Below are 13192 nucleotides of genomic sequence, written 5' to 3'. Positions count from 1 at the left end.
GCCGGCCCCGATCGGTTGGCAGAGCCGGTCACCCCTGGAGGAGGCACGATGAGCATCGGACACCCCACCGGCCAGGTCACTGTCGACATCGCCGCCGCACCGCAGGAGGTGTGGGACCTGGTCAGCGACGTGACCCGGATCGGGGAGTTCTCCCCCGAGACCTTCGAGGCCCGCTGGACCCGCGGCAGCACCGGCCCCGAGGTCGGCGCGACGTTCAAGGGCCACGTCAAGCGCAACGGCGTCGGCCCGACGTACTGGTCGGCCTGCAGGGTCACGCGCTGCGAGCCGCCGACCGACACGTCCGAGGGCGTGTTCGAGTTCTCCGTCGGGACCCCCGAGGTGACCATCAACAACTGGGGCTACCGGATCGCCCCCGACGGCTCGGGCGGCTCGAAGGTCACCGAGTACTTCCGGCTCGAGACCAAGCTCCCGATGAAGATCTACTGGCTGCTGCTGGGCTGGTCGCGCGGGAAGACCAACGAGAAGGGTATGCGCACCACGATGGAGAAGATGAAGGCGGTGCTCGAGAAGTGACCGACGCACCCGTGGCTGAGACGCCCACGCGCCGCGAAGCCATGCTGGCCAAGATCGAGGCGCTCCACGCCGAGCAGGCCAAGGCCGTCGCCGGCGGCGGTGAGCGCAGCGTCGCCCGCCACCACAAGCGCGGCAAGCTGCTGCCCCGCGAACGGATTGAGCTGCTGATCGACGAGGGCTCGGCGTTCCTCGAGCTCTCGCCCCTGGCAGCCTGGGGGACGGACTTCCCCGTCGGCGCGAGCGTGGTCACCGGCATCGGTGTCGTCGAGGGGGTCGAGTGCCTGATCAGCGCCAACGACCCCTCGGTGAAGGGGGGTGCGTCGAACCCGATCACGGTGAAGAAGATCTTCCGGGCCTCCCAGATCGCCCAGGAGAACGGTCTGCCGACGATCTCGCTGGTCGAGTCCGGCGGAGCGGACCTGCCGTCGCAGAAGGAGATCTTCATCCCGGGTGGGCGCATGTTCCGCGACCTGACGCGCGCCAGCGCGCGCAAGGAGCCGACGGTCGCGCTGGTCTTCGGCAACTCCACCGCCGGCGGTGCCTACGTGCCGGGCATGAGCGACTACACGGTGATGGTCAAGGAGCGGGCCAAGGTCTTCCTCGGCGGTCCGCCGCTGGTGAAGATGGCCACGGGCGAGGAGTCCGACGACGAGAGCCTCGGCGGTGCCGAGATGCACGCGCGGACGTCCGGACTGGCTGACTACCTCGCCGAGGATGAGCTCGACGCGATCCGGATCGGGCGGCGCATCGTGGCGCGGCTCGACCGGGCCCGCAAGGACCCGGCCCCGTCGTACGCCGAGCCCGACCTCGACCCCGAGGAGCTGCTCGACCTGATCCCCAGCGACCTCAAGGAGCCGTTCGACCCGCGCGAGGTGATCGCGCGGATCGTCGACGGGGTCAGCCCGACCAACGCCGTGGCCTTCGACGAGTTCAAGCCGCTCTATGGCACCTCGCTGGTGACCGGGTGGGCCTCGATCCACGGCCAGCCGGTCGGCATCCTCGCCAACGCCCAGGGCGTGCTGTTCAGCGAGGAGGCGCAGAAGGCCACGCAGTTCGTGCAGCTGGCCAACCAGTCCGACACCCCGCTGCTGTTCCTGCACAACACCACCGGCTACATGGTCGGCAAGGAGTACGAGCAGGGCGGGATCATCAAGCACGGCGCGATGATGATCAACGCGATCTCCAACTCCACCGTGCCGCACCTGACGGTGATCATGGGTGCCTCCTACGGTGCCGGAAACTACGGCATGAACGGCCGCGCCTACGATCCACGCTTCCTCTTCACCTGGCCTTCGGCGAAGTCGGCGGTCATGGGTCCGGCGCAGCTGGCCGGCGTGCTCGAGATCGTCGCCCGCCAGTCAGCCGAGTCCAAGGGTGAGGTCTTCGACGCCGAGGGATTCAGGGCGATCAAGGAAGTCGTGGAGGCCCAGATCGAGGAGCAGTCGTTGCCGCACTTCCTCTCCGGGATGCTGTACGACGATGGCGTCATCGACCCGCGCGACACCCGAACGGTCCTGGGCATCTGCCTGTCCGTCATCCGCAACAAGCCGATCGCCGGCACCGACCGATTCGGGGTGTTCCGCCCATGAAGCGACAGATCTCGCGACTGCTCGTCGCCAACCGTGCCGAGATCGCCAGCCGGGTCTTCCGGACCTGCCGCAGCCTCGGCATCGAGACGGTGGCGATCCACTCCGACGCCGACGCGGCCCTGCCCTACGTGGCCGAGGCCGACGTCGCCGTACGCCTGCCCGGCAGCACGCCGGCCGAGACCTACCTGCGGGTCGACCGCGTCCTCGACGCGGCCCGCCGCGCCGGCGCCGACGCGATCCACCCCGGCTACGGCTTCCTGTCCGAGAACGCGGAGTTCGCCCAGGCCGTCGTCGACGCCGGCCTGACCTGGGTCGGGCCCGACCCGGCCTCGATCACCGCGATGGGCTCCAAGATCGGCGCAAAGGAGCTGATGAAGGCCGCCGGTGTGCCCGTCCTGGAGGCACCCGAGCAGCCGACCGAGGCCGACCTGCCGCTGCTGGTCAAGGCCTCCGCCGGTGGCGGCGGCCGCGGCATGCGCGTCGTGCGGTCGCTGGCCGACCTCGAGACGGAGATCGCGAAGGCACGCGAGGAGGCGGCCTCCGCCTTCGGTGACGGCACCGTGTTCGTCGAGCCGTACGTCGAGCGCGGCCGCCACGTCGAGGTGCAGGTCGTCGGCTCGGTCGTCTACGGCGACCGCGACTGCTCGATCCAGCGCCGGCACCAGAAGGTCGTCGAGGAGGCGCCCGCCCCGGGTCTGCCCGACCACGTGCGCACCGCCATGCACGAGGCGGCCCGGGCGGCCGCCGAGGCGATCGACTACCGCGGCGCCGGCACAGTGGAGTTCCTCTACGACGAGGAGACGGAGCGGTTCTTCTTCTTGGAGATGAACACCCGGCTGCAGGTCGAGCACCCGGTCACCGAGCTCGTGCACGCGGTGGACCTGGTCGCCCAGCAGCTGGCGGCGGCCGAGGGCGCACCGGCCTCGGCTGCCGGACCCGTGCAGGGGCACGCGATCGAGGTCCGGCTCTACGCCGAGGACCCGGCCGCGGACTACCAGCCGCAGTCCGGCCTCCTCACCACCTTCGAGATCCCCGGCGCGGACGGCTCCGAGCCGGGCGTGCGGGTGGACCGCGGGTTCGTCTCCGGCAGCGAGGTCTCGACCTTCTACGACGCGATGCTGGCCAAGGTCGTGGTGCACGCACCGAGCCGCGAGCAGGCCGCGCGCCAGCTCGCCGGCGTCCTGCGCCGCAGCCGGATCCACGGGCTGACCACCAACCGCGACCAGCTCGTCGCGATCCTCACCGACCCCGCGTTCCTGCGCGGCGAGGTGAGCACCGCGTTCCTCACCGACTGGGCGCCGCCGGCTCGGGAGGCCGACCGGGACGCGCCGCTCGCGGCCGCGCTGGCGATCGCCGAGGCCCACCGGGTCGCGCGCGCGGTCCAGCAGCGGATCCCGGTCGGGTTCCGCAACGTGCCGAGCCAGCCGCAGCGCACCACGTTCACGGTCGGTGACACCGAGGTCACCGCGGAGTGGTGGGGCGGTCGCGACGGCTACACGGCCGAGGACGTGCGCGTCCTGGCCGCGGCCCCGGAGACGGTCACGCTCGAGCGGGACGGCGTCGCGACGACGTACGCCTGCACGGTCACCGGCCTGCCCGGGCGCGAGGTCGTCGACGTCGACGGACCGGGCGGGCACGTCCGCCTGACCAGGGTGCCGCGGTTCGTGGACCCGGCCGACCAGGTCGCGAGCGGCTCGCTGCTGGCGCCGATGCCGGGCAGCGTGGTCAAGGTCCTTGTCGAGCAGGGGCAGCAGGTCGCCGCGGGCGACCCGGTGCTCGTGCTGGAGGCGATGAAGATGCAGCACACCGTGAGCGCACCGACCGACGGCGTGGTCACCCAGCTCGGCGTGACGACCGGTCAGCAGGTCGCCGCGGGAGAAGTCATGGCAGTGGTCGAAGCAGCAGAGGAGCAGGCATGAGCACGTTCACCGAGTCCGAGGAGCGCCAGGAGCTGCGCAAGCAGGTCGCGCGTCTGGCGAGCAAGTACGGACACGACTACTTCACCGGTCAGGCGCGTGCCGGCCAGAAGACCACGGACCTGTGGCTGGAAATCGGGAAGGCCGGTTATCTCGGCATCAACGTCCCCGAAGAGTACGGCGGCGGGGGTGGGGGTATCGGCGACCTGGCTGCTGTGTGCGAGGAGCTCGCAGCCGCCGGCTGTCCCCTGCTGCTCATGGTCGTCTCGCCGGCCATCTGCGGGACGGTGATCAGCCGGTACGGCACCGAGGCGCAGAAGCAGAAGTGGTTGCCCGGCATCTGCGACGGCACGAGCACGATGGTCTTCGCCATCACCGAGCCCGACGCCGGCACCAACACCCACAACATCGCCACCACCGCCCGCAAGGACGGCGACGGGTGGGTCCTCAACGGCCGCAAGATCTGGATCTCCGGGGTCGACGAGGCCGACAACGTCCTGATCGTCGCACGCACCGAGGACGCCAAGACCGGCAAGATCAAGCCGGTCCTGTTCGTCGTTCCAACGGACGCTCCCGGCTTCGAGTACACCGCGATCCCGATGGAGATCGTCAGCCCGGAGAGCCAGTTCCAGGTCTTCATCGACGACGTCCGGCTGCCTGCGGATGCCTTGGTGGGCGACGAGAACGGCGGGCTCGCCCAGCTGTTCGCCGGCCTCAACCCCGAGCGGATCATGGGTGCCTCGTTCAGCACCGGCCTGGCTCGCTACGCCCTGGAGCGAGCCGTGGCCTACGCCAAGGAGCGTGAGGTCTTCAACGGCCCGATCGGCGGTCACCAGGCGATCGCGCACCCCCTGGCGCAGAGCCACATCGAGATCGAGATGGCACGCCTCATGACCCAGAAGGCCGCCGCGCTCTACGACGCGGGGGACGAGTTCGCCGCCGGCGAGGCCGCGAACATGGCTAAGTACGCCGCTGCGGAGGCAGCGTGCGACACCGCGGACCGCGCGGTGCAGACGCACGGCGGCTTCGGCATCTCGCAGGAGTACGGCATGGCCGCCCTCCTCGTCGCAGCCCGGGTCGGTCGCATCGCCCCGGTCAGCCGCGAGATGGTCCTCAACTTCGTCTCGATGCACTCCCTCGGGCTGCCCAAGTCCTACTGAGGCTGCTGGGGGGTGCGGCGATACCCCGGTACCCGGGTCTCGCCGCCCTTCGGTGGTGTTGCAGTGGCCGGTATGTGCACGGACACCCGGGTAACCGGGTATCGCTGAGCCCTGAGCCGGGTCCCTACCGATACCGTCGTCCCCCGTGGGACGGATCGCGACGACGCTCGACGGTGTGCAGCGGCGCCGTCGCGTGCTGTCGGTGCCGATCGCGGTCTTCTACAAGTACGTCGACGACCAGGGTCCCTACCTCGCCGCGATCATCACCTACTACGGGTTCATCGCGATCTTCCCGCTCCTGCTGCTGGCCACCTCGATCCTCGGCTTCCTGCTGCAGGGCGACCCGCAGCTGCAGGAGGCGGTCCTCAGCTCCGCGCTGGGCCAGTTCCCGATCATCGGCGAGGAGCTGGGCCGGCCCGAAGGCCTGACCGGCTCCACGACGGCCGTGGTCGTCGGTGGTCTGACGGCGCTCTACGGCTCCCTCGGCCTGGGCCAGGCGCTGCAGAACGCGCAGAACATCGCCTGGGCCGTGCCGCGCAACTCCCGGCCCAACCCGATCGTGCTGCGCTTCAAGAGCCTGGTGCTCCTCGGCTCGGCCGGCCTGGCGATCCTCGGCCTCTCGATCCTCTCGGCGGTCGGCTCGGAGACCGACGCCCTCGGCGGCGACATGAGCGGCAACCTGCGCTGGCTGATCCGACTGGTCTCGGTCGCGCTCGTGGGCCTGGTGCTGACCTACCTGTTCCGGCTGGCCGCGGCTCGTCGGCTCCGCTTCATGCAGGCCGCGCCCGGTGCCTTCTCCGTCGCGCTCATGCTGCAGGCGCTGCAGTTCGTCGGGACGCTCTACGTCACCGCGGTGCTGAGTGGCACCAGCGGCATGAACGGCACGTTCGCGCTGGTCCTCGGCCTCATGGGGCTGCTCTACATCGCCGCGGTGATGGGCGTGATCGGGATGGAGATCAACGTCGTGCTGGCGCGCCGGCTCTACCCCCGCGCGCTGATGACGCTGTTCACCGACAAGGTCGAACTCACCGCCGCCGACCGCCGCGCGTACACCTACTACGTGCGCGCGCAGCGTCACAAGGTCAACGAGGTCATCGACGTCCACTTCACCGACACCGACGCGGCGGCCGTGGAACCGGCGCCGCGGCTGGAGGAGCTGCGCAAGCAGCCGCCCACCACGGTGCTGCGGGCCTCGGACGTCGACGGCGCGGAGGCCGGTGTCGGGACCGGGGAGGCCGACGAGCCGCGGCCCGCGCGCGAGACTCCGCGTGAGGATCCGCGCGAGACCCCGCACGACGCCCCGCACGGGCGCACCCCCTGACGGGCCTCCTGGACGCCCGGGCCGCCCGGGGCTGCGGGCTCAGCCCCGCAGCCGGGCGCGCAGGGACTCGACGGTGCCGCGGGTGATCCGCAGGCCGTCGTACAGGTAGCCCTCGAGGTCGCCGAAGTGCTCGGCGACGGCGGCGTCGGCCTCGGCAAGGTAGGCGGTGTCGGCGACCATGACCGTCTCGTAGACCGCGACCTTGTCCTCGCCGAGGTGCTCGCGGACCATCGCGAGGTACTTCGCGCGGGTGCCGTCGAAGCGGTTGGTCAGCAGGTAGTCCTCGACGACGGTCTCCTCCGGCACCCCGCAGGCACGCAGCAGCAGCGCGCTCGCCCAGCCCGTGCGGTCCTTGCCGGCGGTGCAGTGGAAGAGCTGGGGGTGCTCGGCGTCGGCGAGCACGGTGAGCAGCTCGCCGAACGCGGCCCGTGCGCCGTCGTCCTCGACGAAGACGCGGTAGACCCGCTTCATGGTGGCCAGGCCCTCCTCGCGCGAGGTCAGGGTGGCGACGTCGTCCATCGGGATGCCGGGGACCCGCACGTGCGTCCAGGCCGCCCCGGGCACCTCGGCATCGGGGTGCGCCTCCACCTCCGGGTGGTCGCGCAGGTCCAGCACGTCGCGGATCCCGAGGTCGCGCAGCGCCCCGGCGTCGACGGCGCTCAGCTGGAGCTCGTTGGAGCGGAAGAGCACGCCGCGGCGCAACCTGACGCCGTCGACGGTGAGGTAGCCCGGGCCGGCCACGTCGCGGAAGTTGTCGGCACTGGCCAGCCGGGTCAGCTCGTAGCCCTCGTCGGCACGTTCGTCCACGGCGGTCAGCATGTCAGGTGCCACCCGACCGCGTGACAGGTCGGCCCGGGCCGGGGAGACTGCGCAGGTGATCCGCTACCTGCCCGCCGTCGTGGCCTTCGCCCTGGCCGTCTTCTGCCTGGTCGACGTGATCGGCACCCGCGAGCCGCGGAACCTGCCGAAGTGGGCGTGGATCGTGATGATCCTGCTCTTCCCGCTGGTCGGCTCGCTGGTCTACCTCTTCGTCGGTCGCCCCAAGCCCGTGCCTCCGGCGTCCTCGCCGTACGCCGAGTACGAGCGGCCCGGCCGGATGATTGCCTCCGACCCGGCCAAGGACGCCGAGTTCCTGCGTCAGGTCCGGGCACGCGCCGAGGAGCAGCGGGCGCGCGCGAGGTACGAGGCCGAGGAGAAGCGCCGCCGCGAGCGGGAGGAGGGCGGGCAGCCGGGCTGACCCTCGTCGATCCGTCTACCGGATCCGCCGCGACGCCTCCGTGATGCCGAGGGCCACCTCGAAGGCGGCCGAGCCGCGGGCCAAGCTCTCGCGTCGCGGGCTGCGGTGGGCGCTGGAATCGATCGTGGTCGGCCACCTGACCGTCCCGATCAGAGCGCGGCGTACACCGCTTCCTCAAAGTCTCCGTAGAGCTTCCAGGCCTCGTGACGCGTGATGAAGGGCAGCGAGTTGGTGTAGATCGAGGCGCAGATGCCGGTCGTGCGGTCGATGAAGAAGTGGGTGTTGAAGAGCCCCGCCCACGACCCGGTGCCGGCGCGGCGGCGGCCAGGGATGTCGTGGCTGTTGAGCAGGAGTCCGTAGCCCCACTTGTTGCCGGGTCCGGCATACATCGTGTCGGTGATCGGCGGGTCCGCGGTGGGGATCTCGGCGGGGAAGTCGAGGTCGCCGATCTGGTTGGTGAAGGCGGCGTCGACCGTGGCTTCGTCCAGGATGCGCACGCCGTTGAGCTCGCCTCCTCGCAGGAGCGCCTGCTCGAAGCGGATGTAGTCGCGGGGGGTGGAGAAGAGGCCATGGCCGCCCGCCCACCAGTCGGGTTCGGGGTTGAGGATGTTGCCGGCCGACGCCCATGTGCCGTCCTCGCCCTTCACGTGGACGGTGACGGCGTTGTCCATCTGCGTCTGGTCCGGGTGGAACGTGGTGCTGCTCATGCCGAGCGGGCCCGCGATGCCCTCGTCGATGACTGCGTCCAGCTTCTTGCCGGCGACGGCCTCCACGACGCGGCCGAGCCAGTCGGTGTTGATGCCGTACACGTACTTCTCCCCGGGGTGCGCCGTCATGGGTGCACCGAAGGCGCCCATCGATCCGGGTACGACGTTCGGGACGCCAGTCGCCGCTTCGTACTTCACGAGCTGGTCGTTCCAGAACCAGTACCCCAGGCCAGAGGTGTGCGTCACGAGGTGGTGAACCGTCGCCTTCGTGCGCGGCTCGACCAGGATGGGCTCGTCCCCGTCGAACCCCTCGAGCACCTTGACGTCGGCGAAGTCCGGGACGTACTCCTCCACCGGAGCGTCGAAGTCGAGTTCGCCGCGTTCCTTCTGCTGCAGCGCAGCGACGGTGCAGACCATCTTGGTCATCGACATGATGCGGAAGTGGGTGGAGGTGCCGACCGGGTCATCAGACTCTCCGGCTATGCGGATCCCGGCCCCGCCCTCGTAGAGGACGCCGTCGCGATCGGCGACGATCGCGGCGACGTGCGGCACTGCGCCGTCCGACACGGCGTCGGCAAGCACGCGGTCGATCCCGGACCCGTCGATGTGTGTGGCCATGGCTGCTCCTCAGAGTGCGGGGACGGTTCCTCCGTCCGGCTGCCGACCACCGTCTTGCAACCCGTGGCGAGTGGGAACCGACAAGACGTCTGAGTCGGTGGAGTGACGACCGCCACATGGCGGTGGCAGGCTGGCCATTCCGCCGATCTACTGAGGCGCCCGAACTGCGATTCCCTGATTGGGCAAGATGTGGAGAGACCTGTGACAGCCGAGGTGCAGCCGGTCGCGCGCCCGCCGTTCGACGCCGAGCTGCGGGCCGGCCTGGCGGTGGTCGGCGGCATGTTCCCGCCGACGATCACGCCCGACCTCATCGACTTCATGCGCGTGTCGTACGCCGCCCCGCCCATCGAGGACCTCCTCGTCGCCAAGGGCATCGTCTGCACCGACGACGTGGTCGTCGCTCCGGACGGACACGAGGTCGCCGTGTCGGTGCTGCGTCCCAAGGATGCGCCTGGTGAGCGCCCGGGGGTGGTGTACGCGCACTCGGGCGGGCTGATGTTCGGCGACCGCTTCAGCGGGATCGACCTGGTTCTCGACTGGGTGTCCGACTTCGGCGCGGTCCTCGTGACGGTGGAGTATCGGCTGGCACCTGAGCACCCGCACCCGTACCCCTTCGACGACATGTACGCCGCGCTCGAGGCCGCTGCCTCGCGTGCAGGGGATTGGGGCTTGCGGCGTGACCGCCTCGTGGTCGCGGGAGCGAGCGCCGGAGGTGGGCTCGCAGCAGGCCTCGCGCTCGCAGCCCGCGACCGAGACGGACCGGTGCTACGGGGTCAGGTGCTCGACTACCCGATGCTCGACGACCGCGGCACCACGGCCTCGACCCATCAGTTCGACGGCATCGGCGTGTGGGACCGCGTCAGCAACGAGACCGGCTGGACTGCTCTGCTCGGCGACGCCCGCGGCACCGAGGCGGTGTCAGAGTACGCCGCCCCCGCCCGCGCAAGGGACCTCTCGGGCCTGCCTCCGGCATTCATCGACGTGGGTGCCGCCGAGATCTTTCGCGACGAGGCGATCGCCTACGCGGACGGGATCTGGCGTGCGGGCGGTGACGCGGAGCTGCACGTGTGGTCGGGGGCCTTCCACGCATGCGACATCTTTGCCGCCCATACCTCCGTCGGCCGCGCCATGATCCGGGCCAGGAACGACTGGGTCGAGCGGATCATCGCCGACTGAGCACCGGACTACGCTCGCTCGCAGAAGGAGGTCGTCGTGCAGGAGCTGCTCGGCCGCATTGCCCGGCTCGACCCGAGCGCGAGCCTCGGGCTGCGCGTCATCGCCTGCTTCGACGAACTCATGGTCGGCAACGTCAACACGCGCGCGCTGCTTGCCGCTGCCGCATCGCTCGCTGGCTGCGTCGCCGGCTTCCACTCCGAGACGCCGGCAAAGACCGTGCGCATCGATCCCCGCGGCCATCACGCGGCCGACGTACGACCGGAGGTGGACCCGGCGTTCCAGCAGGATGCGAGCGACGGACTGACAGTGTGGTTGGAGCGGAACGGGGAGCGGCAGCCCAACGACGCCATCGTGCTGGAGCGACTCGCCCTGGCGGTTCGCATGCGGCACGGCCGCGGGCGTGAGAGCGACCACCGGCGCGACCTGAGCCTGCTGCTCGATGCCGAGGTGGACGTGCAGGCACGCTGCGTTTCTGCGATCACCCTCGGACTGCGTCCGGGGACGCGCTACCGAGTGGTCTGTGCGCCCCTCTTCGCCGTGTGGCCCGAGCACCCCCAGGGCCCCGAGGACGTCGTTGCAACGCGTTTCGGTGCCATCCACGCGCTGGTCCTTCCGGCCAGTGCCCACGAGGTGGCCGCTGTACCCAGCGGGGTCGGCGTCGCCACCGAGGTGGAGGACCTCCACCACTCCTTCCGCACAGCTCTCGTCGCGCTGCGGCTGTGCGATCCGCCGGCGGTCGGGTCGGTTCTGGCCGACGACTTCGGCGGACTGATCGGGCTGCTCGCCGACGCGCCGGACGGCTCCTTCCAGCCCGACGTCGCGCTGGTCGACGCAGTGATGGCCTACCCGTGGGGCGCGGAGACCTTGTCCTCGGTGGTCCGGTCGCACTCGTTGCGGCAGGCCGCTCGCGAAGCCGGCGTGCACCACAGCACGATGCAGTCGCGCCTTGAGACCGTGAACGCGACTCTCGGGTTCGACCCGTTCGAGGGCTACGGCCGCACGCGCCTTGGCACGGCGTACCTCGTCTGGCGCCTGCGCCACTCGCGCGTCTTGGACCTGCCGGCGCCTACCGCCACGCCTCGAGGGTCTTGACGGCCGACATGGATCCCTTCCACGTCGTGCGCCCGGCCGGAGACGCCTAGCCTTCGCCTCGGCAAAAGGACTGGCGTGACCCTGCCGCGGTGCCGACCATGAGGTCGTGGAGATGCTGATCGCCTTCGTCGTGGCCGTGCTGGTGGGGCTCGGCGTCCGGGTAGGGGTGTCGTCGTGACCTGGCCCCGCGTCGACGGACTGAGGTCGCTCGAGCTCGGCTCCCCCGGGGAGATGCGGGCACGCCTCAACGGCCTGGTGATCGAGGGTCGCAAGCGGGCGACGGCCGGGCTCGTGGAGGAGTATGAGCAGGAGGGCGAGGCCTTCGAGCACGTCGGCGAGCGACTGGTGCTGCTGCACGACGACGGCACCCCGGCCGGAGTCGTCGAGGTGACGTCGGTGGAGCGGACGACCTTCGGCGAGGTGCCGTGGGAGTTCGCGCGGTCGGAGGGGGAGGGACACCGCGACCTCGAGCACTGGCGCGAGGGGCACCGCAGGTTCTGGGCCTCGGAGGGCCGCGAGGTCGGCGACGACACGCCCCTGCTGATGATCGGCATCCGGTACGTCGGCTGACCGGCCTCGTGCGGCCACCGGTCCGGCCGGGTCAGCCCGGCGGGAGCACCCGGGCCAGGGACTCGGGATCGCGCCCGACCACCGTCGTACCGTCGTCGGCGGTGATGATCGGCCGCTGGAGCAGCCGCGGGTCGGCGACCAGGGCGGCGAGCCAGTCCTCGCGAGCCTCGGGGGTGCGGGGCAGGTCGGCCACTCTCGCGGCCGAGGGCTCCCCGGTGCGGGTGACGTCCCAGGGCTCCAGACCCAGCCGCTCGAGCACCGCCACGAGCTCGCCGCGGGTCGGCGGCTCCTCGAGGTAGCGCCGGACCGTGTACGCCACGCCCGCCTCGTCCAGAGCCGCCGTGGCGGCCCGGCACTTCGAGCAGGCCGGGTTCACCCAGATCTCCACGACCCCAGTCTGGCGGCAAGGGTCTCGCTCATCGCACCCGCACCTCGGTGAGGAACAGCACCCGGGCGGCGTCGGGCGTGCAGAAGTCGACGGCCATCGCCCAGTACCCGTCCTCGGCGTACGACGGCAGCGAGCGCACGGGCATCAGGGCGCCGCGCGCAGACAGGCGGCTCCCGTCGGTCGCGGTGGCACCCGAGGGCAGCACGTACTCGTCTCCGGAGGCGCCGATCGCCGTGCCCTCGGGCCAGACGACCAGCAGCGGGTCCGACGTCGCCGGGACGGTGCCCAGGAAGCAACCGCGGTCCGACACCTGCAGGCGGACGGTCAGGGGTCGGGGCCGGTGCGGGGCGTCCGGGGCGTCCGGGGCGTCCGGGGCGGAGAGCTGGGGCACGCCCATCCCGCCCGACTGGTCGTCATCGTCGGCGGGTGCCGGATCGAGAGGGGCAGCGGCGGCAGGGGCAGAGGCAGCAGGGGCAGGGTCGGGCGCTGGCCCGTCGGGGTCCGGGCCGGTCCCCGGCTCGGGGCCCGCGCAACCGGCGAGCACCGAGGCGACCAGCAGGGCGAGGACGGCCGACGCCGGCGTCGCCGACGTACGGCGTCCACTGCCGGCCGGCCGAGCGCCGTACGTCCCACTCACGACCTTGCGACGTGCCGGCACCCCGCGAGGTTCCCACGGCTCGGCCCGGCCGGCGCCGCAGATCGCGAGGGCCCTGCTGGTTCCGCTCCAGACCGGGTACGCCCACTGTGTGGTGTTCCGGTTCAAGCAGGTGGCTGTTGCAAATCGCCGGGCGAGATCGGCCCGTTTTTGCGGCTGGGGCGAAATACTTGGGCATGGCTCGTTCGTATCGCCCAGTCGTGCGGGATCAGGAGTTCCTGCTCCCGCC

13 protein-coding genes are annotated in these 13192 nt (G+C 71.0%); 9 read left to right on the top strand and 4 right to left on the bottom strand.

Going from position 1 to position 13192, the window contains the following annotated elements:
* Positions 1-48: 48 nt before the first annotated feature.
* The 5 genes from Q1V71_RS12300 to Q1V71_RS12280 all read left to right on the top strand — a co-directional run bounded on the left by Q1V71_RS12300 (position 49) and on the right by Q1V71_RS12280 (position 6520).
* Positions 49-534, top strand: coding sequence for an SRPBCC family protein (locus tag Q1V71_RS12300; protein ID WP_300644110.1), 486 nt, complete (start codon positions 49-51; stop codon positions 532-534).
* A gap of 41 nt (positions 535-575) precedes the next feature.
* A complete protein-coding gene (locus tag Q1V71_RS12295) occupies positions 576-2123 on the top strand; it encodes an acyl-CoA carboxylase subunit beta (protein WP_300644154.1) in 1548 nt (515 codons plus the stop codon).
* Positions 2120-4042 (top strand): biotin carboxylase N-terminal domain-containing protein, encoded by a 1923-nt coding sequence (locus Q1V71_RS12290; RefSeq protein WP_300644109.1) that lies wholly within the window; start codon positions 2120-2122, stop codon positions 4040-4042. The genes Q1V71_RS12295 and Q1V71_RS12290 overlap by 4 nt, the downstream gene beginning before the upstream one ends.
* Positions 4039-5199, top strand: coding sequence for an acyl-CoA dehydrogenase family protein (locus Q1V71_RS12285; RefSeq protein WP_300644108.1), 1161 nt, complete (start codon positions 4039-4041; stop codon positions 5197-5199). The genes Q1V71_RS12290 and Q1V71_RS12285 overlap by 4 nt, the downstream gene beginning before the upstream one ends.
* A 145-nt stretch (positions 5200-5344) precedes the next feature.
* Positions 5345-6520, top strand: coding sequence for a YihY/virulence factor BrkB family protein (locus tag Q1V71_RS12280; RefSeq protein ID WP_300644107.1), 1176 nt, complete (start codon positions 5345-5347; stop codon positions 6518-6520).
* A 39-nt stretch (positions 6521-6559) separates the two neighbouring features.
* On the opposite strand, the gene Q1V71_RS12275 is transcribed toward Q1V71_RS12280, so the two are convergent.
* A complete protein-coding gene (locus Q1V71_RS12275; protein ID WP_300644106.1) occupies positions 6560-7327 on the bottom strand; it encodes a tyrosine-protein phosphatase in 768 nt (255 codons plus the stop codon).
* A gap of 67 nt (positions 7328-7394) precedes the next feature.
* Here Q1V71_RS12275 and Q1V71_RS12270 point away from each other — a divergent pair, with 67 nt between their 5' ends.
* On the top strand, positions 7395-7757 hold the full coding sequence (locus Q1V71_RS12270; protein WP_300644105.1) for a PLD nuclease N-terminal domain-containing protein: 363 nt from the start codon (positions 7395-7397) through the stop codon (positions 7755-7757).
* Positions 7758-7906: 149 nt separating this feature from the next.
* Here the strand turns inward: Q1V71_RS12270 and Q1V71_RS12265 are convergent, their stop codons facing one another.
* Positions 7907-9082 (bottom strand): serine hydrolase, encoded by a 1176-nt coding sequence (locus Q1V71_RS12265; protein ID WP_300644104.1) that lies wholly within the window; start codon positions 9080-9082, stop codon positions 7907-7909.
* A gap of 102 nt (positions 9083-9184) precedes the next feature.
* Here Q1V71_RS12265 and Q1V71_RS12260 point away from each other — a divergent pair, with 102 nt between their 5' ends.
* The 3 genes from Q1V71_RS12260 to Q1V71_RS12250 all read left to right on the top strand — a co-directional run bounded on the left by Q1V71_RS12260 (position 9185) and on the right by Q1V71_RS12250 (position 11920).
* The gene (locus Q1V71_RS12260; RefSeq protein ID WP_300644103.1) at positions 9185-10258 is read left to right on the top strand and encodes an alpha/beta hydrolase; all 1074 of its coding nucleotides are present in this window, start codon (positions 9185-9187) and stop codon (positions 10256-10258) included.
* Positions 10259-10294: 36 nt separating this feature from the next.
* A complete protein-coding gene (locus tag Q1V71_RS12255) occupies positions 10295-11350 on the top strand; it encodes a helix-turn-helix domain-containing protein (protein ID WP_300644102.1) in 1056 nt (351 codons plus the stop codon).
* Between the two features lie 174 nt (positions 11351-11524).
* Positions 11525-11920 (top strand): ASCH domain-containing protein, encoded by a 396-nt coding sequence (locus Q1V71_RS12250; protein ID WP_300644101.1) that lies wholly within the window; start codon positions 11525-11527, stop codon positions 11918-11920.
* Positions 11921-11951: 31 nt separating this feature from the next.
* Here Q1V71_RS12250 and Q1V71_RS12245 read toward each other — a convergent pair whose 3' ends face one another.
* Together Q1V71_RS12245 and Q1V71_RS12240 are read right to left on the bottom strand one after the other, a co-directional pair.
* Entirely contained in the window at positions 11952-12308 is a 357-nt protein-coding gene (locus tag Q1V71_RS12245; protein ID WP_300644100.1) for an ArsC/Spx/MgsR family protein, read from the bottom strand.
* A gap of 28 nt (positions 12309-12336) precedes the next feature.
* Entirely contained in the window at positions 12337-12966 is a 630-nt protein-coding gene (locus tag Q1V71_RS12240; protein WP_300644099.1) for a hypothetical protein, read from the bottom strand.
* Between the last annotated feature and the right edge of the window lie 226 nt (positions 12967-13192).

Source organism: Nocardioides sp. (assembly GCF_030149505.1).
Classification (GTDB): Bacteria; Actinomycetota; Actinomycetes; order Propionibacteriales; family Nocardioidaceae; genus Nocardioides.
This window is presented reverse-complemented; position numbering and strand designations above follow the sequence as displayed.

Coding starts and splice junctions, on each gene's coding strand:
- Q1V71_RS12300 (WP_300644110.1), top strand. CDS start 49: ATGAGCATCGGACACCCCACCGGCCAGGTCACTGTCGACATCGCCGCC.
- Q1V71_RS12295 (WP_300644154.1), top strand. CDS start 576: ATGCTGGCCAAGATCGAGGCGCTCCACGCCGAGCAGGCCAAGGCCGTC.
- Q1V71_RS12290 (WP_300644109.1), top strand. CDS start 2,120: ATGAAGCGACAGATCTCGCGACTGCTCGTCGCCAACCGTGCCGAGATC.
- Q1V71_RS12285 (WP_300644108.1), top strand. CDS start 4,039: ATGAGCACGTTCACCGAGTCCGAGGAGCGCCAGGAGCTGCGCAAGCAG.
- Q1V71_RS12265 (WP_300644104.1), bottom strand. CDS start 9,082: ATGGCCACACACATCGACGGGTCCGGGATCGACCGCGTGCTTGCCGAC.